Origin of the sequence: Streptomyces sp. NPDC001678 (assembly GCF_042892945.1) — a bacterium.
In the GTDB taxonomy this organism is placed as follows: Bacteria; Actinomycetota; Actinomycetes; order Streptomycetales; family Streptomycetaceae; genus Streptomyces.
Genome location: NZ_JBIAUP010000017.1, coordinates 13,139 through 39,082 on the forward strand (window position 1 = coordinate 13,139; position 25,944 = coordinate 39,082).

General features: G+C 70.5%; 20 protein-coding genes and 2 pseudogenes. 12 read left to right on the forward strand and 10 right to left on the reverse strand.

What is annotated here, in order from left to right; translation table 11 throughout:
• Window positions 1-70 precede the first annotated feature (70 nt).
• Complete coding sequence (locus tag ACFYZR_RS27780; RefSeq protein WP_391914965.1) at window positions 71-799, forward strand: class I SAM-dependent methyltransferase; 729 nt, start codon at window positions 71-73, stop codon at window positions 797-799.
• Window positions 799-1,221, forward strand: a pseudogene (locus ACFYZR_RS27785) (DedA family protein); the annotation flags it as partial. The gene ACFYZR_RS27780 and the pseudogene ACFYZR_RS27785, both read left to right, overlap by 1 nt.
• Here ACFYZR_RS27785 and ACFYZR_RS27790 read toward each other — a convergent pair.
• Together ACFYZR_RS27790 and ACFYZR_RS27795 are read right to left on the reverse strand one after the other, a co-directional pair.
• Entirely contained in the window at window positions 1,209-1,376 is a 168-nt protein-coding gene (locus tag ACFYZR_RS27790; protein ID WP_391914967.1) for a hypothetical protein, read from the reverse strand. The pseudogene ACFYZR_RS27785 and the gene ACFYZR_RS27790 overlap by 13 nt on opposite strands.
• 31 nt (window positions 1,377-1,407) lie before the next feature.
• Window positions 1,408-2,190, reverse strand: a complete 783-nt coding sequence (locus tag ACFYZR_RS27795) for a BTAD domain-containing putative transcriptional regulator (RefSeq protein WP_391914969.1) — start codon at window positions 2,188-2,190, stop codon at window positions 1,408-1,410.
• A gap of 218 nt (window positions 2,191-2,408) precedes the next feature.
• On the opposite strand from ACFYZR_RS27795, the gene ACFYZR_RS27800 reads away from it, so the two are divergent.
• The 4 genes from ACFYZR_RS27800 to ACFYZR_RS27815 all read left to right on the forward strand — a co-directional run bounded on the left by ACFYZR_RS27800 (window position 2,409) and on the right by ACFYZR_RS27815 (window position 7,166).
• The gene (locus ACFYZR_RS27800) at window positions 2,409-2,897 is read left to right on the forward strand and encodes a helix-turn-helix transcriptional regulator (protein ID WP_311608126.1); all 489 of its coding nucleotides are present in this window, start codon (window positions 2,409-2,411) and stop codon (window positions 2,895-2,897) included.
• 260 nt (window positions 2,898-3,157) lie between these two features.
• Window positions 3,158-3,541 (forward strand): hypothetical protein, encoded by a 384-nt coding sequence (locus ACFYZR_RS27805; RefSeq protein WP_391914971.1) that lies wholly within the window; start codon window positions 3,158-3,160, stop codon window positions 3,539-3,541.
• 103 nt (window positions 3,542-3,644) lie between these two features.
• Window positions 3,645-4,166, forward strand: coding sequence for a hypothetical protein (locus ACFYZR_RS27810; protein ID WP_391914973.1), 522 nt, complete (start codon window positions 3,645-3,647; stop codon window positions 4,164-4,166).
• A 6-nt stretch (window positions 4,167-4,172) separates the two neighbouring features.
• Complete coding sequence (locus ACFYZR_RS27815; protein WP_391914975.1) at window positions 4,173-7,166, forward strand: M48 family metalloprotease; 2,994 nt, start codon at window positions 4,173-4,175, stop codon at window positions 7,164-7,166.
• Between the two features lie 40 nt (window positions 7,167-7,206).
• On the opposite strand, the gene ACFYZR_RS27820 is transcribed toward ACFYZR_RS27815, so the two are convergent.
• Entirely contained in the window at window positions 7,207-7,653 is a 447-nt protein-coding gene (locus ACFYZR_RS27820) for an Lrp/AsnC family transcriptional regulator (protein ID WP_391914976.1), read from the reverse strand.
• Between the two features lie 93 nt (window positions 7,654-7,746).
• On the opposite strand from ACFYZR_RS27820, the gene ACFYZR_RS27825 reads away from it, so the two are divergent.
• Together ACFYZR_RS27825 and ACFYZR_RS27830 are read left to right on the forward strand one after the other, a co-directional pair.
• Window positions 7,747-8,565 (forward strand): TIGR03619 family F420-dependent LLM class oxidoreductase, encoded by an 819-nt coding sequence (locus ACFYZR_RS27825; protein WP_391914978.1) that lies wholly within the window; start codon window positions 7,747-7,749, stop codon window positions 8,563-8,565.
• A complete protein-coding gene (locus ACFYZR_RS27830) occupies window positions 8,562-8,999 on the forward strand; it encodes a nucleoside deaminase (RefSeq protein WP_391914980.1) in 438 nt (145 codons plus the stop codon). The genes ACFYZR_RS27825 and ACFYZR_RS27830 overlap by 4 nt, the downstream gene beginning before the upstream one ends.
• Window positions 9,000-9,148: 149 nt before the next feature.
• On the opposite strand, the gene ACFYZR_RS27835 is transcribed toward ACFYZR_RS27830, so the two are convergent.
• The 3 genes from ACFYZR_RS27835 to ACFYZR_RS27845 all read right to left on the reverse strand — a co-directional run bounded on the left by ACFYZR_RS27835 (window position 9,149) and on the right by ACFYZR_RS27845 (window position 15,698).
• Window positions 9,149-9,895, reverse strand: coding sequence for a hypothetical protein (locus ACFYZR_RS27835; protein WP_391914982.1), 747 nt, complete (start codon window positions 9,893-9,895; stop codon window positions 9,149-9,151).
• 223 nt (window positions 9,896-10,118) lie between these two features.
• Complete coding sequence (locus tag ACFYZR_RS27840; protein WP_391914984.1) at window positions 10,119-11,825, reverse strand: hypothetical protein; 1,707 nt, start codon at window positions 11,823-11,825, stop codon at window positions 10,119-10,121.
• Between the two features lie 525 nt (window positions 11,826-12,350).
• Window positions 12,351-15,698, reverse strand: a complete 3,348-nt coding sequence (locus ACFYZR_RS27845) for an ALF repeat-containing protein (RefSeq protein ID WP_391914986.1) — start codon at window positions 15,696-15,698, stop codon at window positions 12,351-12,353.
• 447 nt (window positions 15,699-16,145) lie between these two features.
• Between ACFYZR_RS27845 and ACFYZR_RS27850 the strand changes: the two genes are divergently transcribed.
• The 3 genes from ACFYZR_RS27850 (at window position 16,146) to ACFYZR_RS27860 (ending at window position 20,254) form a co-directional block, all read left to right on the forward strand.
• Window positions 16,146-16,661, forward strand: coding sequence for a hypothetical protein (locus tag ACFYZR_RS27850; protein WP_391914988.1), 516 nt, complete (start codon window positions 16,146-16,148; stop codon window positions 16,659-16,661).
• A gap of 831 nt (window positions 16,662-17,492) precedes the next feature.
• Window positions 17,493-19,028, forward strand: a complete 1,536-nt coding sequence (locus tag ACFYZR_RS27855) for an FG-GAP-like repeat-containing protein (RefSeq protein WP_391914990.1) — start codon at window positions 17,493-17,495, stop codon at window positions 19,026-19,028.
• A 302-nt stretch (window positions 19,029-19,330) separates the two neighbouring features.
• Window positions 19,331-20,254, forward strand: coding sequence for a D-alanyl-D-alanine carboxypeptidase family protein (locus tag ACFYZR_RS27860; RefSeq protein ID WP_391915209.1), 924 nt, complete (start codon window positions 19,331-19,333; stop codon window positions 20,252-20,254).
• Between the two features lie 386 nt (window positions 20,255-20,640).
• Here ACFYZR_RS27860 and ACFYZR_RS27865 read toward each other — a convergent pair whose 3' ends face one another.
• Window positions 20,641-21,702, reverse strand: a complete 1,062-nt coding sequence (locus ACFYZR_RS27865) for a hypothetical protein (RefSeq protein ID WP_391914992.1) — start codon at window positions 21,700-21,702, stop codon at window positions 20,641-20,643.
• Between the two features lie 864 nt (window positions 21,703-22,566).
• Here ACFYZR_RS27865 and ACFYZR_RS27870 point away from each other — a divergent pair.
• Complete coding sequence (locus ACFYZR_RS27870) at window positions 22,567-22,893, forward strand: transposase (RefSeq protein ID WP_391914994.1); 327 nt, start codon at window positions 22,567-22,569, stop codon at window positions 22,891-22,893.
• Window positions 22,894-23,046: 153 nt separating this feature from the next.
• On the opposite strand, the pseudogene ACFYZR_RS27875 reads toward ACFYZR_RS27870, so the two are convergent.
• From ACFYZR_RS27875 to ACFYZR_RS27885, 3 genes and pseudogenes are all read right to left on the reverse strand, one after another.
• Window positions 23,047-23,121, reverse strand: a pseudogene (locus ACFYZR_RS27875) (cold shock domain-containing protein); the annotation flags it as partial.
• Between the two features lie 393 nt (window positions 23,122-23,514).
• Window positions 23,515-24,504, reverse strand: coding sequence for a class I SAM-dependent methyltransferase (locus ACFYZR_RS27880; protein ID WP_391914996.1), 990 nt, complete (start codon window positions 24,502-24,504; stop codon window positions 23,515-23,517).
• A gap of 181 nt (window positions 24,505-24,685) precedes the next feature.
• Window positions 24,686-25,927: an acetyl-CoA carboxylase biotin carboxylase subunit family protein gene (locus ACFYZR_RS27885; RefSeq protein WP_391914998.1), complete on the reverse strand. Its 1,242-nt coding sequence runs from the start codon at window positions 25,925-25,927 to the stop codon at window positions 24,686-24,688.
• Window positions 25,928-25,944 lie beyond the last annotated feature (17 nt).

Sequence of the window (25,944 nt, forward strand, 5' to 3'; positions counted from 1 at the left end):
ACTTTCGTACGGTGCGCCCGCCGACCGACAGCCGATGGCACGGTTCACGCCGCTCCCTAGCGTCGAGGGCATGGATCTGAAGCACGTGAATCCGCAGCCCACTTCCGCCCCTTCCGCCACCTTCGCCCCTGCCGTCCCGAGGCCCCTCTTCCTGCGCGAGGCCGCCCGCACCTTCCGCACCACCGGGGCCGTCGCGCCCAGCAGCCGGCATCTCGCCGACCGGCTGGCCGCCCCCATGTGGCCCTCGTCGATGGTGCGGCGCCCCGCTGCGGTGCTGGAGGTGGGCGCCGGCACGGGCCCGGTGACACGGGCGCTGGCCGCGCTCACCGGCCCGGCCGACCGGCTGGACGCCGTCGAGATCAACCCGCGCTTCGTGGAGATCCTGTCCGGATCGCTGCGCACCGATCCGGTGCTCGCGCCGGCGGCGGACCGGATCAGGATCCTGGCCGGATCGATCACCGAGATGCCGCTGGACCGCGACTACGACGTCATCGTGTCGTGCCTGCCGTTCACCAACTTCGAACCGGCCGTCGTGCGTTCGATCCTGGACCGCTATCTGTCCGTGCTGGTCCCCGGGGGACACCTCACCTTCTTCGCCTACCTCGGCACCCACGCCCTGCGCTCCGCCTTCAGCAGCCGCGCCGAGGCCGCCCGGCACCGCGAGGTGGGCGCCGTCGTCGACGCGTTCGCCCGGCAGCACGGCGGGCGGCAGAGCGTGGTGTGGCGCAACCTGCCGCCGGCCCGGGTGTGGCACCTGCGGACCCCCGAGCGGCCGGGCCGGACCGTGGACGCGGTCTGATGCGGCTGCCCGCCGAACTCCTCACGGACGTACCGCCGTCGGCCGCGTACGCCACCGTGGCCGGCCTGGTGCTCCTCGAATCGGTCCTGTTCCTAGGCTCGTTCGTGCCCACGCTCAGCCTGCTGGTGTGCGCGGGCGCGCTGGCCCGGGCGGGGGTGCTGCACCTGCCCCTGGTGATCGCGACGGCCGTCGCCGCCGTGGTGACCGGCGACCTGGCGGCCCAGCGCACGGGGCGCAGGCTCTCGGACGGGCTGCTGGACGGCCGGCTGGGGCGCCGGGTGCCGGCCGCGGCCCGGGAGCGGGTGACCGGCCTGATCCGGCGCCGCGGCGGACCGGCCCTGCTTCTCTGCCGGTTCGTACCGTTGGCGCGCACGTTCGCGCCGTATCTGGCCGGCGCGGCCGGGCTGCGCTACCGGCGGCTCGCCCCGTACAGCCTGGTGGCGGCGACCGTCTGGGCGAGCGCCGAGGCGGGCGCGGGGTACGCGGCCGGGGCGTCGTACGGGCGTCTCGCGGCCCGGCTCGGCGGGACCGGGGCGCTCGGCGTGAGCGCCGGTGTGCTGCTGCTCGCCGCGGTCACCGTCCTGGTGGCGCGCCGGCGGGGGCGGCGGTCAGGCGCCGCACGCCAGGAGGCTGCCGTCGGTGCGGAGCATGGCGAGGTGGAGCCGGTGGAGCTCGGCGCCGGGATCGACGCCGAGCTCGTCCCGGAAGAAGCCGCGCACCTGGGCGTACACCTCCAGGGCCTCGCCCCGGCGGCCGCAGCGGTAGAGGGCGAGCATCAGCTGGTGCCAGAGCCGCTCGTGGAAGGGGTACTTGGCGGTGAGCGTGCGCAGGTCGGCGACGATCTCGTCATGGTGGCCCAGCGCCAGGCACACGTCGTGGTACCGCTCCCGCGCCCTGATCCATTCCTCCGTGAGCCCCTGCACCACGTCGCGGTGCAACTCCTCGGACCACACGTCGGCGAGGGGCCGTCCGCGCCACAGCGGCAGGGCGTCGGCCAGCAGGGTCCGCTCGCACTCCAGGTCCCCGACGCGGCCGGCGGCGCGCGCCCGCTGCGTCAACCCCCGGAAGCGGTGGAGGTCGAGGGAGTCCGGCGGCACGTCGAGGCGGTATCCGCCGGCCGAGGTGTGCAACAGCCGTGACAGGTCCGCGCCCCCGCCGTCCAGCCCCTGGCGCAGCCGGGTCATCGCCGTGTGCAGCGCCGGACGCGGCTGCCGGGGAAGGGAGTCGCCCCACACCGAGTGGACGAGGTCCTCGGGGGTGAGAGTGTCCCCCGCGTTCACCAGGAGAGCGGCGAGCAGGCTGCGCGGCCTGCCGCCGGGTATCAGGACCTTTCTGCTGCCGACCGCCACTTCGAGTGGCCCGAGTACACGGAAGGACATGTCGCGGCCCATGAACACTCCCCTTCGCCCCACCCGCGGCCCACTGGGCACGGCCGGAAGCCTCCACGTTCACTGTCCACTTCAGCGGATGCTACGGAGCTTGAGCGTACGCTGTCCAAAGACGCGATTGTCAACAGTGGCGGATGGTTGGATGGTTTTCCGGACAACGGACGCCTGCGGCAGCGGGCCGGAGCGGTCGGCCGGCCACCAGCGAAGACGGAGAACAGAGCATGGGCGGCAGCGAAACGGCACCGGACCGGCCCGGACGGCCCCTTGTGCGCAAGTTCGACCAGCGGCTCAACAAGCTGATCGCCACGATCTACCCGGACGAGCGCCGGCGCCCCGGGTACAGCCGGCTCGCCAAGGAGATATCCGAGAAGACCGGCGGCACCATCTCCGGCACGTACCTGTGGGAACTGGCCACCGGGAAGAAGCGCAACGTCACCCTGGAGCAACTGGACGTCCTGGCGGAGTTCTTCGGGGTGCCCCCGGAGTACTTCCTCAACGACGAGGCGGCCGAACGGATCGACGCCCAGCTGGCCCTGGCCGTCGCGCTGCGCGACGCCAAGGTGCGCAACCTCGCGCTGCGCGCCGAGGGGCTCTCCCCGGCGAGCCTCGACGCGCTCATCGTCATGGTCAACGAGGCGCGCAAGGTCCAGAACCTCTCGCCCATCGATGACGACGACACCGGGACGAAGGCACCGCCGGGCGGTCGGTGAGCACAGCCGGTCCCCGTCCGTCCTGGCACCGCGTTCGCTCCCACAGGCCGGGAGAACCGATGCCTCCGCGCGCGCACGCCCTCTACCACCGCTGCCCAGGACTCGGGGGACGGGAAGCAGCCATGTCTCAGCCCATCGCAGATCTGCGCCGATGTTGTCAGGACGTACTGGACCGGGTCGGCCCGCCCCGCCCGTTCTCCGTCGAAGCCCTCTGCCGCCATGTCCGCGTTCTGCGCGGACGCCCGTTGCACCTCCACCCGATGCCGATGCAGGCCGTCCGTGCGGGCGCCTTCGGCCTGTGGCTCGCGACCGCGACCGACGACCACATCTTCTACGAGGAACACACCACCCGCCTGCACCAAGAGCACATCGTGCTGCACGAGATCAGCCACATCCTCTTCGACCACCACTCGGTGACCGAGCACGACGGCCAGCTCCACCGGCTCCTGCGCGACCTGGACCCACAACTCATCCACCGCCTGCTCGCCCGCGCGAACTACTCCACCCACGAGGAGCAGGTGGCGGAGATGCTGGCCAGCCTGATGCGCACCCGCGAACACACCAAGGGGGCGGACCGCCCGCCCGCGCCCGGGATGCTGGGACGGCTCCAGGCCGCCCTCGGACTGGCCCCGGCGTCCGGCTGAGCGGGGCCCGCTCGCGAACTCGAACGAACTCTCGGAACCGAGGGCGGAAGGAGAGGCTCCGCAGTACCGTGCCCTTGCGGAACTCACGCCACAGGAGGGCGCGATGGGCTCTGGAGCGACTCCGTACGACGGGATGACGGTGCGCGTGCGCGATGTGGTCCATGACGTCGTGGCCGAGGTCGCGCCGGAGGAACTGCCGCTGGTGACGGCGCTGACCCGGTTCGACGACGCCACGGTCGTCCGGCGGCTGGGCCGCACGGGCGGGCGGCGCGAGCCGCTGGGATTCGGGCTGGGCGAGGTCGTGGCGATGGCCGCGCCCGTGGTGTGGCTGGTCCTGGACGAGGCGGGGCGCCGGATGGCGGACGCCGCCGTGGACGCCGCGGCCACCAGGTCGAGGTCCGTGCTGCGCAAGGTCCTGCGCCGGCCGTCCGCTCCGGTCGTCCTCCCCGCCGCCCTGACCCCGGAGCAGCTCGCCGGGATCCGCCGGCGCGTGGTGGAGACGGCCCTGGCGCGGGGCCTGGGGGAGCGCCGGGCGGAGACGATCGCCGACGCGGTGGTGGCCAGGCTGGCGCTGCCGGAGCCGGAGGACGGGGCCCCCGGGCCCCGTCCTCCGGAGCGGGGCTAGAGCGGCATGACGCCCACGACCCCGTCGCGGATACGGGTCGACGAGCGGGTGATGGGCGCGGGCACGACGGTGCGCTTCGTGCTCCTGATGGTCCTGTTGCTGGTGAGCTGCTGGCATGTGATGGGAGGCATCACCCGCCGAGCCGCCCTGCGGACCGGCCTCGATCACTTCGGCTGCCTGTTCGCCGCCGGAGGCGATCCGTTCGCCGGCGACGTCGCGCGCGACGTGGTCGCCACGAACCTCCAGGCCCCCGCCTATCAGGCGTGCCTGGACCGCTACGAGCCGCCGCTGGCCTGGTGGGTGACCCTCTCCTGGCCGGTTCTCCTCGTGGTCGTGGCCTGGGCGCTGTTCCGGGGCGTCCCCGCCTGGAGGACGCGGCCCGGCAGGGTCGTCCCGCTGGCGGCCGTCGACCCCGACGGCGGGATCCTGCGGCTGGTGGAGGAGCTGGCGGCGGTGGCCGGGCTGCCCAGGGCACCGCGCGTCGTCGTCGATCCCGCGGCGGCCTCGACGGGCGCGGTGGTGCTGGGCAGCGACCGCCGCCCCACGGTGTGCCTCCACGGGGGCCTGCTCGCCCGCGGGCGCACCGACCCGGAGGGATTCCGCGCGGTCCTCCTCCACGAACTCGCCCACATCCGCAACCGGGACGTGACGCTCACCTACACCACCCTCGCCGTGTGGTGGGCGTTCGTCGCCGTGGTGCTCCTGCCCGCGCTGGCGGTCCACATCAGGAGCGCCCTCGCCATCGCGCCGCGGTTCCGGGACGTCCAGCTCCCGGCCGCGGTACGGGGCTTCGGGCTGCTGGCACTCCTGGTCGTGCTGGTCTACCTGGCCCGCGCGGACGTGCTGCGCAGCCGGGAGATCTACGCCGACCGCGCGGCGGTGCGCTGGGGCGCGGATCCCCGGGGCTGGGCGGTCGCGACCCCGGGCCCGCCGCCGGGCGTGTGGCGGCGGTCGGTCGGTGCCCTGGCCGAGCTGTGGCGCACCCACCCGCGGTGGGAACTGCGCCGGAAGTCCCTCGACGATCCCGTCGTGCTGTTCGGCGTGCAGGCGCTGCCGCTCTTCCTGACCGGAGCCGCCGCCACCCTGATCAACTCCCAGGCGGGGGAGGAGGCGTTCGCGGCGAACGCCCAGTGGGCGAACCACGCGCGGGTACTGGTCTCGGCCGCGCTGGTCGTCGGAGTGCTCGGCGTCGCGCTGTGGCGCGGGGTGGCCCACGCCGTGCTCACCTTGCGCCGGGTGCCGTCCGGGGTGCGCGCGGGGCTGTGGCTGGGCGCGGGGATGGCCGCGGGCGAGCTGGTCGTCGACGGCGTGACGTCCTTCGCCTGGCTGCCCGCACGTCCCTGGGTCCTCGCGCTCGTGGTGCTCGCGGGAGGGGCGTTCGCATGGTGGGCCACCCAGTGCGCCCACCTGTGGGTCCGGATGTGGCCCGGCCGGACGATCCGCCCGGCGATGCTGCTGGGGCTGGCGGCCATGTGCCTGGTGCTGTCGGCGTGGTTCGAGTGGTGGCAGACGAGCGGCGCGTTGTACGCGGGCGGAGCACCCTTCGACACGGGGGGCTTCATGCAGTCGTCCGGGCTCATGTCCATCCAGGACGCCTACCGCTCCCTGCCCGCCAAGGTCCTGGCGGAGTTGATGACGGTGGCCGGCCGTCCCCTCGTCCTCCCCGCGGTCGCGGCGCTGTGGGTCGTACCGTTGCTCGCCTGGGCGATCGGCCCGTCCGGTGCCCCACCCCGCTGGATGCGGGAAGCCGTGGAAGGCGGCGGCGCCGGGGCGGGGCGAGGGGAGGGCGTGCCGCCGCTGCGGCGCGTGCTCCTGGCCGTGCTGCTCGGCGCCGCGTCGGCCTGTGCCGCCCTCGTGGGCGCGATGGCCTTCCTGCACACCCGGCGGGCCACCACGGACTTCCCCGCGTTCGTCGTCGCCTACTGCGGATGGCTTCTGGTGGCCCTCGGGACGGCCGCGGCGGTGGCCGCCGTCGCCGCGAGCGCACCGGCGCGCTCCTATCGGCTGCTCGTCGCCCTCATCGCGGCCGAGGCCGCCGTTCTGGCGGGCTCCGCGGGGACGTTCGCGCTCTCGTCGCTCGACGGATGCGTGGGGCCGCTCAGCACGCTCGTCCGGACCTGTGGCTGGCACCCCGATGTGACCTGGCCGCTCTTCCGGCTCCTGCTGGGCCCCGCCTTGCTGCTGGGCGCGGTCGTGGCCGTCGTCGCGGCCGCGGCCGTATCGGTGGCCGCGGCCGCGACGATGGCCGTGGCTGTATCGGTCACTGGGACCGCGTCGGTGGCCGGGACCGCGTCGGTGGCCGGGACCGCGCCGGAGGTCGGGACCGCGTCGGTGGCCGGGACCGTGGCGGATGTCGGGACCGTGCGACGGCGGGCCGCGTCCCGTGGCGCCGCCACCGTACGCCGGGCCGTGCCGCCCGCCCGCCGCGCCGTCGCGGTGGGCCTGCTGTGCGCCGTGGCGGTGGGGGCCACCGTGGCGGCGGGGACGCTCCTGGGAGGGGGCGGCCAGAGCCGCGCCGACAGGGCGCACAGCCACGCGCCGGCGGTCTCTCCCGGTCGAGGCGAGGCGGCGGGCGGCTCCACGGGACCGCCCGCGTCCGCCCGGACCCGGGAGATCCAGGTGCTCTCCTGGTACCTCTACGGTGGGGAAGAACTGCTGAGGAACCGCTTCATGACCGGCGCGAAAGGTTTCTTCGACCTCCTCACCAAGGGGCGGGGCGAGGTGTCCGGATCCCGCGTCCGACCCTTCTGCGAGGACTTCGGGAGGATCGCGCGGGACGCCGACGCGTTCTTCCGGGTGCCGGAGCCGCGGGCCGCGCAGCTCTGGAAGGAGTTCATCGCGCGGCTGGAGAAGACGGGCCGTACGTGCGGCCAGGCCGTGGAGCAGTCGAACGGCCGGCTCCTGGAGCAGACGATGACCGAACTCGTCGGGGCGGCCCGCCTGGCCCAGGAGGTGACGACCCGGGTGAAGACGACGGCGGAGGAGGGCGACATCCGGTAGGTCCGGTGGATCCGGTGGCGGGTCTGTTGATCAGGATCGGTCAGGATCGGTCAGGGCCGCGATAGGGCAGTGTCTGGCTGTAGACGACGTTCGTGGTCGTGCTGCCGAAGCCGGCCAGCTCGTCCACGAGTGTCTCCAGATGCTCCATGGAGGTCGCGGCCACCTTCAGGGTGTAGCAGTCGTCGCCGGTGGTGCGCAGGCATTCCAGGATCTCCCGGCGTTCGGCGAGCAGCCGGCGCAGCGGCTCGTGGCGGTTGCCCGGGTACTTCAGCCGGACGACGGCGAGCACGGGATAGCCGACCTTGGTCAGGTCCACCGAGGCGTGGTAGCCGGTGATGACGCCCAGCGACTCGAGATTCCGCACCCGTTCCGTCGTGGCCGACGGACTGAGCTTCACTCGCCGCCCCAGCTCGCTGAGGGAAATACGGGCCTCCCGCTGCAGCTGCGCGAGGATCGCCCAGTCGATGTCATCAAGATTCACGGCCATACCGTGAATCTACCGGGAGATTCACGGAGCAAGACCCCTACCACCAGGAAGAATCGGTTCCATATGCCGGGATCGCCGGGATAGCCTCGGGCCATGCAACTCGGCGTCAACGTACCGAACTTCGGGCCCGGAACCGATCCCGGCCTGCTGCGCGACTGGGCCCGGATCACGGAAGGCCTCGGCTACGACCTCCTCATGGTGTCGGATCACGTGGCCGTCACCCCGGATGTGGCCGAGCGGTACCCGGAGCCGTTCTACGAGCCGTTCACCACACTGTCCTGGCTGGCCGGCATCACCACCAAGGTGCGACTGGGCACGACCGTCCTGATCCTCCCCTACCGGCATCCGCTGCTGGTGGCGCGAATGGCCACCAACCTCGACCGGCTCAGCGGCGGCCGGCTCGTACTCGGGGTGGGCGTCGGCTGGGCCCGCCAGGAGTTCGACGCGCTCGGCGTGCCGTTCACCGCACGCGGCCGGCTGACCGACGAGTACCTGACCACCCTGAGGGACGCCTGGCGCACGGACACCGAGGACGGCGCCACCCCGATCCCCGTCTGGGTCGGCGGCCACAGCGCGGCGGCCCTCCGGCGTACGGCCCGGTTCGGGGACGCCTGGCATCCGCTGCGACTCCCTCTGCCACGGATGCGAACCGTCCTGTCGAACCACTCGCTGCCGGCGTTCGCACCCCGCATCGCCCTGCGACTTACCACCACCCCGGTCGACGACCCCGAACGGCCAGCCGGCGTCGGCACCATCGAGCAGATCCTCGACGACCTCGACCAGCTCCGCCTGCTCGGTGCCGACACCGTCGTTCTCGACCCCTACCACGGAGACCCGGACGAGACCCGCCGACCCCACACGGCCTGGCAGGCACTCACCGAGGTGGCCGCCCACTGGAGGACAGCACCGTGATCACCACCGCCGACCAGACGCTGCTGCGCCGCGCGATCGGCATCGCGGCCCATGCCATCGCCGAGGGCGACGCCCCGTACGGCTCCCTCCTGGCCGCCCCCGACGGCACGGTCCTCGCCGAGGCCCACAACACGGTGCGGCGCGACAACGACATCACGGCCCACCCGGAACTGAAGCTGGCCCGCTGGGCCGCCCGTGAACTCGACCCGCGAACAGCGGCGGGCACCACCCTCTACACGAGCTGCCAGCCATGCGGCATGTGCGCCGGCGGCATCGTCCGCTCCGGCATCGTCCGGGTCGTCTACGCGCTCTCCACCGAACAACTCGTCGAACTCAACCCCCAGTCGGGCGCCTGGCCGACGGTGACACAGGACGGCCCGGCCCTCTTCGACGAGGCCCGCGCCCCCATCGACGCCTACTACCGGTCGAGGTAGTACCACCGACTCATTCACAGCGGCCGCTTGATCGACGGCCGACAGCGACCCTGGTTGCGGGGGCGCTGTCACGCCTGGACCGGCGCCGGCGGGAACGGCCGAGGCGCGCGTCCGTACGGCAGCCGGGGATGCTCAGCGCGGAGGTGAGCTCACTGGATCAGGGACGTGTGCGGGTGATCCGGGGACTCCGGGCAGACGTAGAGCTGCAGGTGGTTTCCCCTGGATACCTGGACCTTGGGCGGGTTCGCCACACAAGGGTCGTCGAGGGAGCCGAGCGCTTGGTCCTCGTACGGGACCCAACCCCTGTTGCTGCTGTCCCATTCGTTCGAGGCGATGGTCAGCAGCGGGGCCATCTTGGCGCCACATGCGGTGCAGAAGCAGGCGATCGGGTCGGTGAGGCCCCACGGGGGCCGGCCGCCGACCTTCCATCCCGGGGCGACGGACAGCTGGCTGTCGTAGAACGAATCCGGGTAGGGGGCCCAGGAGCTGTCCAGGGCGGATCCGGCTGCCTGCCAGTTGCTCCAGTCCCGCAGCTGCTGCTGTAGCTCCTTGTTCAGGTCCATGGGGTTGGGGTACTCGGTGATCTGCTCCGGCGCGAGCACGCACGGCCGCGGTATATAGCCGTCGAACTCCACGGCGAAGGGGCCGGGCGGGGCGCCGAGGTCACCGGTGACCTCGGCGGAGGATCGCCAGAACAGTGCGGTCGGAGGCTTGTAGTCCGGCTCGTGTTCGAAGGGGCACCACAGCACCTGGAGCAGGTCGGCCTGTCCGGGCGGTCGCAGCACGGGTATATCGCGCACGTACAGCTGGGCCACGGGCACCATGGGGTTCGGGCCGTCGTCCCACTCGTAGTCCTGGCCGGCGTACACCTCGTACGCCTCGTACAGGTCGTCCATCTGGTTGTGTGACTCGTCGCAGTGTGGCCACGGCTCGTCGGCGGGCCACAGCAGCGGCCCGCCGACCGAACTGTCGTGCGGTGTCGGAGACCCGGGGCGGGGATGCAACCGGATCGCCGGGCGTGCCAGCGGGGCCAGTTGAGGAAAGACCGCGGTGACGTCAACCGGCCGCGGCGGGGTGGTACGGCTCATTCTGGCTCCCGATGGCACGAATCAGGTGAGGTTAGTTTCCGAGGTTCAGCAGCCCAGTGTTTCTCTGGGTATTGGTGATGTAGACGTCGGGGAACAGCGGCTGCGACGATCCGTCCGACCGCTCGACCCTAGCGCTCATCGTGACCCCCTGCGGAATCGTGCTGTCGCTACTCCGGTAGTCCGGCGTCACCTGGTAGAAGATCGCGTCATTCGGCCCGAGGATGCCACCGTCCTTGACCTTTCTCGCCGCCCTTTGGGCCACGGCTTCGTAGGTCCGCATGCTGGGCGTTCCGGTGTTCGTCCCCGACTGCCAGCAGGGGAAGAGATTGTCCGGTCCGCCATCGGTCGTTCCACCCTTGCCACCGAGGATGTTGGGGATCAGATGGCACCGGGCGAGTCCGGCCGTGGTCGAGTTGGCCTGGCGGAACAGGTCGGCGTCCAACCAGCCGGTGATGTCCCCCTTCGCATCGGAACCCTGTCCAAGGGCGACACCCAAGCAAGCCTGTGCCGTGGACGCCCGAGTACCGGCCGGGCCCAGCGGGGTGGTGGTCTTGTTGATGTGCGGGACAGGTTCGGTGGTGTTCTTGAACCACCCGTCGCCGGAGGGAACCGATCCGGCGGGAGCGTTCTGACGGCAGACGGCCAGCGGCTCGGCGATCGAACCGGATATCTCCACCTTGAACTGGTCGTCTTCCACCACTCGCTGGTTCACGAAGCCTTCGGCGAGCTGGGCATCGGCAGCCTGCTTGTCCGCGAGCGGAACGTGGGCGCGTGCGCAAGGGCTGCTCGTGCCGCCGTCCAGCACATCGGTGACCCAGCCCCCGTGGGTGCTCTGACGGGGGAGGAGCTCGGCGCACTGAGCGCCGTCGATTCCTCCTTCACGGGTTTCCGCGAAGGGGAACTCGCCGCAACTGTCGGTCGCGACGAGGTCCGTGCGGGCCTGGAAAGTTCCGCAGGTCCGAGCGCTCCGGCCGGCTACGTCACCCTTTGCCCGGGTCAGCGGCTTGTCGCGTCCCCAGCCGGTGAGGTTGCTCTGGGCCCACAGGTAGCCGGCCGCCGCGGCGCCCGAGCCCTGCGGGTTCGGCTGGTCGCTCATCCTGACGACCGGCATGATGCTGGGCACGACGCAGCCGGGGTCGGGCGCGCCGGTGGTCGTGTCCCGCACGGCGTCGTCGCAGCGGATCTTCTCCGGGTTGCTCCAGGAGGCGCTCGGGTCCGTGACCTGAGCGCCGGGAGACGTCACGAACAACTCGTACGACGTCGTGAAGTCGACCTTCGTGCCGGGAGCCGGGGTGGATTCGTAGACCACATCGCCGGTGAGGACCTGGTCCTTGACTATGGTCTTGCGTACCCACCGGGGAGACTTGGTGACCTTGCAGCCGGCTGAGCAGGCAGGCTTGAAGTTCGGGCTCAGGGTCGTAACGGCCCCGGTCGCACCGGTCATGGTCACCCTGACGAATTCGCTCCAGGTCGTGCCCTTGGCGGGCAGGACGGCGCTGCTCGAAACGTCCAGCGTTCCGGTGCCGATGACCTTGTCGTTGCTGTCCTTGAGCGTGTACAGCACGGTCAGGCCGTGGACGCAGTAGGCGAAGCGGTTGTAGTACCACGTCCTGGGGGGCGCGATCGCACAGCTGCCCGTGTCGGCGGCGGCAGCCGCGGCCGCCGGCTGCGCTGCGGCGCGGGTCTGCCGCCGGGTCGGGGGCGCCGGCGTGGCGATCGTGGTGACGCAGGCCCGCACGGCTCCCGCCTTGCGCTCCCGGGAGCCGGCGGGCGTGGGCTCGCACTTCTCCCCGGGAGTCACCGTGGCGGGCCGGGTCTTGCTCGGGCCGCGAACACCGGTCAGACCGTTCGGGTCGACGCCGCCCGACGTGCGGGGGGACGCCTCCGCCGCCGGCGCCTTGCCGGCGCCGACCGGGGCGAGGGCCTGGCCGTCCGCGGCGGCGGTGCCGGTCGCGGTGAGGCTCAGAACGAGGAGGAGACCGGGAAGTATCCGTCTCCTGCGTGGTGAAATCATGTCTTCTCTCTGTAGAAAGCCGCCCCGAGCGGAATCCGGCTCACTGCGCGATCAATTGATCCGGATCGCCTTCTGCCGCCCGGGGCGGGAAATGCAGCCAGTGAATATTCCTGGTGATCAACCCGTCACTGACTACCTGTCACGACTGCAATTCCGAGGGCGGCCACTCCGACCTGACGGAACGTTTCATCACCGGCCGATCCGCTGAACCGGCCCGTGACCAGGGGCCGGAGGCCGATGGATCGGCGGTCAGGCGACGAGGTCGTAGAGCATCTTGGACGCAGCCCCGGCGGCCTTTTCCACGGTCCGGACGACGGGCTTGGCCACAGCGGTGGCCGCCCGTCCGCCGCCACGGGTGACGAGCCCCAGTGCCGAGCGGCCCGCGGAGGAAACGAATTCGCCGCTGGTGAAGCCGTATTCGATTCCGGTGGCGATTGCGCTGACTCCAGCGGCGACGACAGAGACGCCGAGGCAGACGGCGGCGATGCTGCCGAGAACAGGTGCCGCCGGGAAGAACACGCACGACACGGCGAAACCTGTCGCCAGGAGTCCTGCGGCGGTGCTCACCTTGTCGGCGGTGTCAGCCCACCACTTGGCGTCGTTCCACCATTCGTCCTTGCCGGGCTGGCTTCCCTTGGGGTTGACCGTGTCGTTGTTCGTCGTGTCGGAGGGGTTGCGGTTGGCGTCCCGGTCCTTCTGTGCCTGCTCGGCGGCGAGGCGCGCGGCTTCCTTCACTTCTGCCGTTCGCTTGTCCGCTGCGGTCTGGCGTGCCTCGGCGGCGGCCTTGGCAGCGGTCTTGGCGTCCCGGCCGGCGGCGAGCTCGGCCTGGTGGGCGTTGGCGGCGGAGGCCTGTGCGCTGTAGGCGGAGGCCTGTGCGCTGCGGGCCGCGTCGATGGCGCGGTTCGCGGAGTGGTTCGCCGCGCGGGAGGCGCTTTGGGCGGTGGCGGCGGCGTCCTTGGCCTTGTTCGCCGAAGCCTGGGCGTCGGCGGCCGACTTGTCCGCCGCGTCCGCGTGCCGGCGGGCCTGATCCTTGTAGTCATCGGCCAGTTTCGCCGAGTCCAGCGCCTTCTGGGCCCACTCCTGAGCCTTCTGGCCGGCGTCCCGGGCCACTGCCGCGACCTGGGAGGCGAGTGCCGCGTCCCGCTGCGCCTCCTGGGCGATCTTGGCCGCCGCCGCGATGGCCGCCTGCATGGCGGCAGCGTGGCTGAGGGAGTCGTAGTCGAGCTGGGCGGCCCGATGCCGGACTGATTGGACGAAGTTCCGGCGCATCCACGCGGGGCCCTCCATGGCCACCTCGGCGTAGGCCTTGGAGTAGGCGTCTCCGTTGGCGATGACCGTCAGGGTCGCGACGGCGTCGTCCTCTTCGACGGCCTTGGCCAGGTCCTCGTCGAAGAACTTCTGGAGGGCTTCCGGGGTGTTGGTGTTGAGCGCGTCGTTGGCGACCTTGGTGACGGCCTTGCCGGGCTTCTCGTGCAGGATCTTCAGGATGTTGACCCTGTTGTCCTCGGCGCGTGACTTGATGACGCCGGAGGTGTTGAAGTCCCCTTCCGCGGGGACGCCGCCGGCGAGGGCCTGAACCGCGGCCTTCGCGACGGCCGGCTCGGAGACCTGGGCGATGAAGAGGACGGTCTCGCGGTTGTCCTGGGACTCGGCGAGCTGCCGGTCGATGTCGATCCAGGTGTGGACGTCGTAGTCGGATCCGGCGAGTGCGAAGCGGGCGGCCTGACGGGTCCAGGTGCCCTTGGAGTCCAGCAGTGCGACGGCCGCTTGGCGGCCGAGGGTGGCGGCGACGGTGAGCTCGTCGTTGCCGAGGGCTTGCTCCGCCTTGGCTATGAGGTCCTTGGTGGCCTGGGCGGTCTGCTGTGCCTGGGTGCGCTTGTTCAGGGCCGCCGCGCGTTCGGTCTTGTCCAGCTGGGCGAGCTGCGCGGCTTCCTTCATGCCCTGCAGCTTGTCGGCCTCCAGCATGGCCGCCTCGGCCGCGCGGGCGTTCTTCTCCACGGTCAGCGCGTCGGCGACGGCCTGCGTCGCGAGGTTGGCGGCCTTGACCGCCTCGTCGGCGTGGGCGGTGGACTTGTTCGCGAAGTCGATGGCCTGACCGGCGTACTTGACGGCCTCTTCGGCGGCATCGGCGGCTTTCTCGGCGTGTCCGGCGGCGGACTTGGCCGCGGCGTTCGAGGCACGAGCGGCTCGCGCGGCGGTCGAGGCCAGTGCCTGGGCCGTGGAGGCGGCGTTGGTGGCCTGGTTGGCGGCGGTGGAGGCGATCGCGGCCTGGCGCTTGGCTTCGGCCGCCTCGTCCTGGGCGACGCCGGAGGCCTCGGCCGCCTGGGCGGAGGCCTTGGCCGCGGCCGCGGCGTCACGGGCCGCGTCGGCGGCGGCCAGGCCGGCGTTCGCGGACTGCTCGGACGCGACGGCTGCGTCATCGGCCGCCTTGGCAGCGGAGTACGCCTTGGCGGCGGCGTCGCGGGCGGCGACGGCGGCGTTCTTCGCCTCGTTGGTCCTCGACGCGTCCTTCGACGCGGCGATCGCGGCGTTGTAGGCGCGGGTGGCCGCCGATCCGGCGGCTGCTGCCGCCTGGGAGGCCGCCGTGGCCGCCCAGGACGCCCGCTGAGACGCCTGGACCGCGGCGGAGGAAGCACGAATGGCCGTCCGGGCGGCGGACGCGGCGCCGCTGGCCGCGGTGGCGGCCTGGCGGGCCGCCTCGGCGGACCTCCGGACGTCGTCCCGTGCCTTCTCGGCTTCGGCCGCAGCCGTTTCGGCCTTCTCCTTGGCCCTGCCCGCGGCTGTCGTCGCCCGCTCCGAGGCCTCGACGGCCAGGTCGGTCTGCTCCCTGGCGCGCGCGCTCTCACGCTCGACGACGGCGACCAACTGCGCGATGGTGGCGGCCTCCTGGTCCCGTGCCCGCGCGATGTGCTGCCCGGTGTCGAGGTACCACTGCACGTCGTCCGCGGTCCCGCTCAGGGCGCGGTTCGCGTATTTCTTGAGCTCCGGGCCGGCCGTGGCGAGGCTGCGCATGATCTCTACGCGCATGTCCTCCAGCCTGGCGGTGTACTGGCCGGTGAGCAGGAACTGCTCCAGTGCCTGGTCGGTGCCGGCGCTCAGCGCGGCGTTGCCGTCCCGCTTGACGCTCTTTCCGCCGTTGGCCATGACGGAGAGGGTCGAGACCCGCATGTCCTCCGTGACCGAGGGGCGGAAGCCGTCCTTGACGAACGCGGCTATCGTCTCGTCCCCACCGTTGAGGGCGGCGCTCGCGTCCCTTCGAACGCTCTTGCCTCCGAAGCCCAGGTAGGTGAACGCGGCGACACGGTTGTCGATCCGCGTGGCCTTCGGCAACTGCTCGGTGAGGAAGGTCGTGATCTCCCGGTCGGTGCCGGCGAGCGCGTAGGCAGCCGCCTCCTTGACCGAACGTCCGCCCAGGATCCATGCCTGGACGGCTTTGGCCCGATCCGTGTCCGGCAGCGCCAGCGCGTCGCCGGCCGGGGCGGCGGCGCGGGTGGCTGCCCGTACGGGTGTGGTGAAGAGCAGGGGAGTCGATACGGCGGCCGCGCTCGCCGCGAGGGCGGTGGCGAAACGGCGCCGGCTCCAAAACGTTTCCTGCACGAAAGAACCTCTCTGGTTCCGATTCCTCGAGATCGAGGCCGAATCTTGCCCGGGAATATTTCACCGGAACGGCGATGACCCGACCTTATGCAGCGCACACGCCCGGAACATAACTGGCCGGAACCCAACCGGCGCAATGACCGAAAGATGGCTGAATCTCGCCCCCAATTTTTCGCAAAACCGCTGCAACCATTCCATGGTGTGACACGAGTCACCTCTCCGGCGGGTGATGTGTCCGGTAATAGAGCCATTTATTCTCTTGGCTGAATGACGCATGGCTTGGTTTCATTCGGAAGATCGCCAGCAAGTGCGCCACACCGCCGAATGTCCATTTCGACGGCGTCGGGCAGCCATCGACGGGGGGCCGTGAGAAGCTGGGCGAGCCCCTTCTTTCATTGCGCCTTCACGCATGCTCGCGAACATCTTGGATCGACACTAAGGACGAAAATGAAGGCACGTAGTGCAATCCGGCGAATCGTCGGTGCAGCTGTGGCTGCAGGGGCTCTGACCTGGATCGCAGCTGCGGGCGGTGTGACTGGTGGATCCGGCACGGAACCCATCGCAACGAAGGCGGTCGCCGATGAGGGCCCGCCCGACGCCGTCGAAAACTTCGCATACCCGAACGCCGATAAAATCCTCGCCGAGCAGAAGATAAAGCTCAATAGCGGAGACGGGCACATACTCCTGGCCGAATGCACGGGCGCACCGGAGTTGATGGAGGTCTTCTCGCACAAGAACGAGAAGGTGTGCTTCCGTGTCACCGGGGACAAGGGCTACCTGAGCTTGGAGATACCGGCGGTCTTCGGAGTCAAGGGAAACGATTACGACGCGCGGGTCGAGATGTCCGCCGGCGCCGAGCAGAAGACTTTCACCGTCGACAAGAACGCCTGGACCGCCGTGGGTGAGTCCGCCGACAAACAGGGCCGCGACTTCGTGCTCCTTGAGATCAGGACCTCCAAGTAGCACACACGCGCCCGGGGCGCCCACATCGCTGGGAAAGCGCCTTCCAGGAGCGCCCCCGGTTTTCACGAGCTCGGTCTTGAAAAGCTCGATGGCCGATACCATCGGGGCGTTGCTGTAGGCGTCGCCCACGCTGCCGATCACTGCCGATCGAAGCTGCGATGCCGGCGCCGTCCAAGTGCTCGGCGAGCCGGAATCCCGTGTATGGCGACCCGGCGTCCGCGTGGTGTATCAACTCACCACTCCGGTAAGGGAAACCGTCGCGGTCGCGCTGCTGCATGGCCTTCTCCAGAGCGTCCTGGACGAGTCCGGACTCCTTCGAGGTGGGGCGGACCAACCGACGATCCGGCGGGAGAACCGTCCACGACGAACGCGACGCAGACGCCCCCGGACCAGGTCTTCACGTGCGTGAAGTCGGCGACTCGGCAGCGGTTCGGTGCACTCGCGGCGAAGTTCCGGTCCACCGACGAAGTTCCGGTCCACCAGGGTCCGGTGCCCGCTCGACGGATCCGTCCGGGACCGTGGTGATCACCCTCTTGCCGCGGACGGCGTCGGCGATGCCGCTCTCGCGCACAAGGCGCGCGCACAAGGCGTTCGACGGGGCGGAAAGCCGGCTGGGCCGGCCGCCCCCGTAGCCCGGGTGGCACGCTCTCCACGCACACCGTGCGGGCATCGCGCAGCGGCCTCGGCTGAATATCGCGCGCAACCTGGTCCGATCGCTCCTCATGGAAGTCCGCGTCACCGGCTGGTCGGTCATCACCTCCGGTGCCGGCTCGTCAGCGACGACCGTGACCACGCAAACCACGTACGTACTCTCCCGAAAGACACTCCTTGATGCTTTCCCATCGTTTCCGTCACCCGCGGGTCGCGGCCGCCGTCGCGGTCGCTGCGGCCACCGCGAGCGTGCTCACCGCAACGCCCGCCTCCTCCTTGTCCGGCGCACCGGTCACCGACGGAAGTCGCGCCTTCACCGCGAACATCGTCTTCGGTGATCACATCAAGGGCTGCTCGGGTGTCCTGGTCGACAAGAGCTACGTCCTTACGGCGGCCAGCTGTGTGTCGGCCACCAGTGGCCGGCCCGTCAGCGGCAAGCTCCAGGCCAAGACCACCGTTACCGTCGGCCGCGCGGACCTGAATGCGAGCACCACCGGCGCCGTCGTCGAGGCCACCGATGTGATCGTCCACCCGGAGCGCAACGTCGCCCTGCTCAAGCTGAGCACGCCGGTCGCCAATGTCACCCCGGCACTGCTGTCCAGCCAGGCCCCCGCCGCCGGGCAGGCCCTGCACAGCGCCGGTTTCGGACGCACCGCGACCAGCTGGGTCCCGGGTCAGCTCAACAGCGGCCAGTTCAACGTCACCGCCACCACCGCCGCGGTCGTCGACCTTGAGCCCACCGGTGACGCGGCACTGTGCCAGGGCGACGCGGGCGGCCCGCTCACGCGTGACAACGCGGGCCGGCACGAGGTGGTCGCCCTGACCACCGGCTCCTGGCTCGGCTCCTGCCTCGGCGCGCCCAAGGGGGAGACCCGCAGGGGGGCTCGCGCCGTCCGTGTCGACGACCTCGGGCAGTGGATCAAGGGCAACGTCACCGAGCCGGGCCCCGACACGACCAACCTGACCGACCTCCGTGCCCTGGCGGACTTCACCGGGGACGGCAAGGCCGACCTGGTCGGCGTCGACACGGGCGGCACTCTCCAGCTCTACCGCGGCCGTGGCGAGGGCACCTTCGAGGCAACCCCGAAGGCCGTCGGAACCCCCGGTGTGTGGAAGAGCGTCCAGCGGATATTCGCCGGCGACTTCAACGGCGACGGCAAGCAGGACATCGCCGCTGTCTGGGAGAGCGACCGCATCCTCCTGCACACCGGCAAGGGGGACGGCACTTTCAACACCACGATCGTCCTCAGCCCCGAGAAGGCCACCTGGGCCCAGCTCAAGCACCTCACTCGTTTCAAGCTCGACGCCGCCGGCGCGAAGGACGGCGTCCTCGCGACCCGCTCCAACGGCGAGCTGTACGCCTACAAGGTCGGCACGAACGGCCTGCTCGACTTCACCGGCGGCAAGAAGATCTGGCCCGACACCTCCTTCAAGAACGTCATCATCCTCGGCACCGGTGACTTCAACGGCGACGGCCGTGACGATGTCGTCGGCGTCTGGGAGAACGGCTCCCTGGTCCACTGGAACGGCAACGCCAACGGAACCCTGGACGCAGGCGAGCTGGCAGCGGCCGGCAACATCTGGACCGACCTGAAGATCGTCACCGGTGACGTCGACGGCGACGGCAAGATCGACATCGTCAGCTGGAAGGGCGCCAAGATGTCCTTCCACCGCGGCAGGGGCAACGGCACGTTCGCCCCGGGTATCCAGCTCTGACCCACCGGCCCGCCGTCGCACGCGGCCGGGACACTTCCTGCGGAGCTGCTCCAGCGCAGACGACACATCACTCGGACGGCGCGGTCCAGGCGGCCTTGGGTACGGAACGGCCGGGAATCAAGGCCCGCGGCTGACCCGCACACCGCCCGACCCACGCCTCCGCAACCCACCGGGTTCCCGGCTCCGGCTGACACCGCAGCAGGGAACCCGGTCACGCGATTTCCCGGATGGCAGGAGCCTCTGTGGCGCCGCCCAGCCGGGGTTCTTCAACACGATCAAGGACTGAAGTGATCTCCAACCTGATGCGGCGCGCCAAGGGCGCGCTCGCGGTGACCATAGCCACCGGTGCCCTGTTCACGGCCACGGCTCCCGCCCAGGCCGCGGCAGTGCCGAACCTCACCGCGGCCGGCGCGATCGTGATCGACGGCACCAACGGCACCGCGCTCATGGCCAAGGACGCCGACACCAAGCGCCCGATGGCGAGCACCACGAAGATCATGACCGCGGTGGTGGTCACTTCCCTGCCGGGCCTCAACCTCGACCAGAAGGTCACCGTCAAGCAGGAGTACCTGGATTACGTCTACGCCAAGGGTGCGAGCTCGGCCCAGCTCAAGGCGGGGGCGACCCCGACGGTCCGTCAGCTGCTGTACGGGATGATGCTGCCGTCGGGCTGCGACGCCTCGTACGCCCTCGCGGACACCTTCGGTACGGGCACGACCATGGCGGCCCGTACTGCGGACTTCATCGCGAAGATGAACGCCAAGGCCAAGGAACTCGGCATGGCCAACACCGTCTTCGACTCCTTCGACGGCATCTCAGCGACCGGCAACAACCTCTCCAGCCCGCGCGACCTCGCGCAGCTCACCCGGCACGCGATGACCAGCCCTCTGTTCCAGACCCTGGTGAAGACCGCCACGTACAGCACCGGCGGCACCGCCACCGTCGCCAACTGGAGCAACAGCAACCTCCTGGTCCAGCCGCGCCCCACCGGTTACGGGTACCCGGGCGCGATCGGCGTCAAGACCGGCACCACCACGGCCGCCGGCAAGTGCCTCGTCTTCTCCGTGACCCGCAACGGCAAGACCATCATCGGTGTCCTGCTGAACGACGAGGAACGCTACATGGACTCCATGGCGCTCTCCGACTGGGCCCTCGGCCCGGCCGCCAGCTCCAGGACCGCCCTCCTGCGCAGCAACACCAAGCCGATCCCCGACGTCCTCGACTGATCTCGCTTCGAAGCGGACGCCACCGCGTCCGCCGTCCCCCTTGCTGCCGACGCCGTCCCGCGTCGGCAGCGAGGCGCTCCAGGAACGCCGCCCCAAGCTTTCCCTGCCGACAGCCATACGAGGCCGTCTCGGTCTTCCTCGGCTTGACTCTGCCGGTGATCTTGGGTGGTCGTGGTCAACTGCCGGGTGTTCACGAGGACTTCGACCGGGCAATCTCGTGCTGGCCTAGGAGGCCCAGGAAGGCTTGGAAGGTGGTCGGCGGTCGCGGTGAGGAGGGCCGTTCTCACGAACACAGCCAGTCGTCCACCGGCTGGCGCTGGAGGCGGATCGGCGGCGGGATGTTCATCGCCCTCGGGGTGGGGGCGGCCTTCACCGGGTGACGCCCGCTAGGACCGCGTCGCCCTGTCGCACTCGCCCCCCGAGGAGTCGCCTCCCCCGACCGGCGTGCTGCGGTCGTAGGGGTCGACCTCCTTGCCGGCTCCGTCCGCCCGGCGGTCGGTGCCGAAGGGCGGGGTGAAGTAGCCCGTGGGGGCGCCGCAGCCGCCGTTGGTCATGTCGTACTTGTACGAGACGATCGAGAACGTGCCCGGCTCGGTGCTCACCTTCGCGGGATCGTCCCAATTCAGGACCAGCTCGCGGCGGACGATCGTGCGCACGATCTCGTCGTCGCCGCCCGCGTCCGCGCGGGTGACCGGGTAGACGAAGGTGACGTCGGCGGTCACCTGGAGCGCGCCGCGCTCGCCCTCCCGGTAGCTGAGCCGGCCCCGGGTCTTCACGACGTCGCCGACCAGATGGGTGCGGGAGGGCTGGAAGCGGCTGAAGAGGAGGAGGGGGTCGTTCTTCTCGCTCGGGGTGCGGAAAGCGGTTGCGAGAAGGTCCTGGACATCCTTCTGGCGCGGGTTGATCAGCGCGATCGCCTTGTCGGGCCGCTCGCCCCGCAGCACCCCGCGGTCCAGGCTGGAGGCGACGAGGAAGTCCCGGCTGCGGGCGAGGGCCTGCTCGACCTCGGCCGCGCTCATCCAGCCGACCGCCTCGGCCTTCGGCACGGTGATCCCCGCTGCTCCGTCCGCCCAGCTTGCCGCTGGCGAACCGCGGAACGGTTCGGCCATGGTGGGGAGTCGGGCCCCCTTCTTCGGGGGTGCCTGGGAGTCGGTGTCCGCGAACAGTTCCACTATCCGCCCCGGCGCGAGCGCCACCACCAGCAGCACCAGCGAGGCCAGCAGCCCGACCACGTACCAGACCTTGCGCCGCCCGGGCTGCGCGGGCGTGTAGCTGCGCCAGCCCTCCGACCCGCGGCCGGGCTCCGCGCGCAGCCGCTGCGCCACGGTGCGGGCCCGCGCCGACGGCTCCTTGGGCGCGTCGGCGGCACCCGCCACCGACTCGCGCAGAAACCGCTCCCACTCCTCGTCGGACCTGGACGAACCGTCCGGCTCCGTACCCGCGCCCATCCCCAACCCCTGACAATCAGTAGACCGCGCCCCACTCCCCTGGGACGCATCCGCATCATGACACAGGGTGCTGACAGCCTTGAGCTCGGCCAGAGCGACAGCACGTGCACGGTCCAGAGCGCGTGTTGGCTGGTAGGCGAAGTGGCGCGGAGTCAGAAGAATGCGTTCGCGATTGCTGGTGAACACTGCGTCATCAGCTACGGGTGGCCAGCAGATCCGCATCCTGGTGGAAGTGAGAGCGTCCGGCTCACGGTCACCTCCACGGCATCCAGGAGCCGTGGGGGAGCTGAAGGGAGCGTCCAGGTCGTCGATGACATCGCGCACGGTGGCGACCGTGGTCCAGTGCAGGCTTGGTCAGCGCCCACGCACTCTGTGCCGGTGTACGCCCGGCGAGTACGCGGACATCCTGCCTCTTTTTGGTATCGGTGTAGCTGGAGGCCGTCGCCGTGTAGTCCTCGAAACGGCTCGACAACCGACCCTCGGCAATTCGCCGACGTGTTCCGACGGCCCCTGAAAGGGGTCATCTCCGGGCTGCTCGCCTGTTGGGGGGAAGGCGTAGCTGGGGGCAGGCTCTCCCGGTGCGATCCCCGCCCCATGCCGAGTAGGGGCGAACCGCCGGTGCTTGCACACCAGTGGCTAAAGATCTTCTCTTAACCCGAAAAGCGGCGACGGTCCGGTGCAGAGTGCTCGGACGGTCACGGCCCACACCCAGGCGATCAACCAGCTCAAGGCCGGCCGGCCTAGTCATAGCCGACCCGGCCCTGCGGGAACGGCTGCCCGCCCTGGGTAACCGCGAACTGTTCCGCACGTGCGCACGCCTCAGCTCGCACGAGGGCGAGGCCGACGGGGGGCGATGCGAACCCCGTGACTGACGCCACCCTCATGGCCCTGAGCATGCTGGCTCAGCGCATCGAGCAGCTCACCGGGCAGGTCGACGAGCTGAATCAGCGACTGACCGGGCTCGTTGAACGCCATGTCCCGCAGCTGCTCGCGCCGGTGGGTATCGGCCCGGACTCCGCTGTGACCCTCCTGATCGCCATGGGCGACAATCCCGAGCGGCTGAGCACGGAGGCGTCTTTCGCCGCTTTGTGCGGAGTCAGGCCCTATCGAGTACCCCTCGGGCTGCCGGAGCTCGCACCAGCTCAACCATGGTGGCGACCGGTAGGCGAACGCCTCCCTGCACCCCGCTGAGCGGCAGCGTCCGGAAGCTGTCGCCGGGTGGGTAGCGACCGACCGGCATGCCAGACCAGTGGCGAACAGTGTGCTACCCGACGTCGGAAGCCGTCGGCTGACCCGGAGCAGGGCAGCGCCCTGGCCGGTGTCCTGTGCCAATGATTGCAATCGCCCCCAAGGGGTGATGAAGCCGAACCCCTTCTCCTCGTTGAACCACTTCACGATGCCGCTCTGTCGGTTGCCCACGTTTCCCCCGATCTCTCTGAGGGTGGTAAACAACCCCAATCACACCGCCCTTGCCACTCCGACGTAGATGGATCGGGCCGCTGTCCTCGGGCTGTGAGCGCCGCCTCAAGGAGGGCAAGCCCCCCGAGCGCGACGTCGCCCGAGAGGCCTTCGACCTGGTCAGGCCCTCACCATCACGGCCCCCGGCATAGGGGAGAGCGCTGAGAGCAGGCGACAGGTGGGGAACCCCCGCCGGGCCGGTGGAGGGGGCGAGGCGGCGGCCGGGACGAGGCGTTTCGGCGGCTGGAGGGTTTGCGATGCGCGGGGCGCGCTGCCCGTAGCGACGAGACGGTCCCCAACACGCGACCGCCCGTACACCCCCGTGCCGAGAGCGCCCGGGCGGCCGCGTGGAGGTCACTCGGCCGGCGTCAGGTGAAACATCACGCTGTCCGCCGGTACGGAGATGGGGTAGTGACCCGTGAGGTGCCAGCCGGCTTCCTCGAAGACGGGCTTCCACTCCTCCAGGGTGGGCAGGTAATCACCCATCACCGCGTGGGCGAACTCGAAGGCCATGCTGAAGATCGGCATGTCCTGGTCGGCGTACGTGGTCGTGCGCGTCGCGTCGGCGAGGAGGAAGTGCTTCAGGTCCGGGAAGACCTCCCGGATACGCCGCAGCGACGCGACCGCCTCGGCGCGCGGCCAGAAGTCATGCCCCATCATGAAGGAGGTCAGCAGGTCGACGCCCGCGTACTCGGGACGCGGTTCGAGGGCTGTGGCGTCGCCCTGGGTGATGCGGATACGGTCCGACAGGCCCGCCTCGGCCACCGCCTTGGTGGCGACGTCGATTGCCCCGCCGGCCACGTCGATGCCGAGGCCCCGTACGCCCGGCCGCGTCCGGGTCAGTTGGACCAGCCGCTCGCCGCTGCCGCAGCCCAGGTCGGCCACGTAGGTGAAGTCCAGTTCGTTCACCACGGGCAGGAAGACCGGGTTCCACCACTGGGCGTTGATCTCGCGGCATGCGACACTGATCGCCGCCGCGTCCCGCCGGTAGAAGGAACCTGTCCGGTTGTCCGTACGTACCAAGTCCGGAAGCGTGCTGAACAACTCGCCGCAACCCCGTGTCATCCAGTGGAACAGCGACTTGGCGCGGTCCGCCTCGTCGAAGTTCGGCCCGGGCCTGACTTTGCCGTCCTCCCGGCTGACCACATCCGCCGCGGCCAGTGCGCGGAACAGCTCGTGCACCGAGCGGGCGTCCAGCCCGCGGTCGGCCGCGAACACGTCGGTGTCGAGCGGGCCGACCTCCCGCAGTTCCTCGAAGGCGCCGATCTCCCAGGCTGCGCTGATCGCCCAGGCAGCCAGGGCATGGTTGTACACCTCGGTCATCGTCGCATTGGTCTTGCTCATGCTGAGCCTCTCACCTTTTGTCATCAAGCTCTTCGGACGCATTTCCGTCCATTTCCGTTCGATCAGGCCCAGGCAGGGGTCGTGTCTGTCGGCCGCGCTCGGGATGCGTGACCGCTCAGCGTTCGCCTCGGGCCCAACTGTTGCTCAAAGGGGCACGGTTGGGTTATCGGGCCAACGGGAATCAGGTCCAGCCGGCGTGGCGCGCCCACCATTCCGCGGCCTCGGTGAGACGGCCGCTGACGGTGTCCGCGGGGTCTCCGGGCGCGGCGGTGGCCAGGACGGAGGCGGCCGTGTGCCCGGCGTACTGTGCCCCGGCGCACGACGTGCCCGCGTCGAGGTGCACCGTCAAGGACACGCCAGGGACTGGGCATGTTCCGGTAGGCGGGCTGAAGCGGCCATGTCCGGGCGGCAGGAGCAGCCAGCCGCCGACTGCCCGAGGTGTGGCCGGCTGGACGGTGAGGGAGAGGGGCAGCTCACACTGGGCGCGCAGCCCTTCCCTGGCCAGGTGGACGCCGAAAGCCTCCTCGTACACCTCGGCGACGAGAGCGCCGCCCGCGCGGCTGGCGATCTCGCACAGCACGGGACGACCGTCGCCGTCTATCCACGCCTCCAGGTGGAAGGCGGTGGCCTGGTCGGTGGGTGGCAGGGCGGCGATGACGTCGGCGGCGAAGTTCTGGAGGAGCGGCGTGCGTTCGTCCGCCGGGTCGAGCAATACGCTGCCGATGCCGACCGACTCCTTGAGGTGTTCGGCGACGCCACCGCTGTACTGGGCGGGCCAGGAGTGGATCACGGCTCCGTCGCGCATGATGCCGTCGACGTGGAAGAACGGTGCGCGGACAAAGGTTTCGGCCATCCACTGACCCGGCACCAACGGCGTTCCCAGGCGGGGTATGTCGGTGAGGAAGGCGTCCAGGTCCTTGTCCGTGTACAGCATGGCGACGCCCTCGGCGCCCGCACCGAAGCGGGGTTTGACGACGACCGGGTAGCCGTGGGCGTCGATGAAGTCGAGCAGGTCCAGCGCGTGGTCCACAGGGGCGAAATGCGGCACGGCGAGCCCGGCCTCGCGGATGAGCTCCTTCATCACCGCCTTGTCCCGGTAGGCGAAGGCGGACACGGGGCGCTGCCCCGGCAGGCCCAACCGTTCGCGCAACCGGGCGGCCCGGATCACGTCGTCCTCGCTGGTGCTGGCCACCAGACCCACCCCGAATTCGCGGGCGGCCGCCTCGGCGGCCAGGTCGGCCGCCCAGGAGTCGTAGGAGTCGACGAGCCGGTGGCCCAGGAAACGCCGGGTGACGATCTCCTCGGCGCCTTCGACGGCACTGCGCGGGGTGACGAGCACGACGCGGGCGGCGGCGTCGCCCAGCCAGTCCTGCAGCGGGCGGCGTCGCAGGGGGCGGCGGGAGAAGAGAAGGATGTTCTTCATGCGGTCGGGTCCTTGTT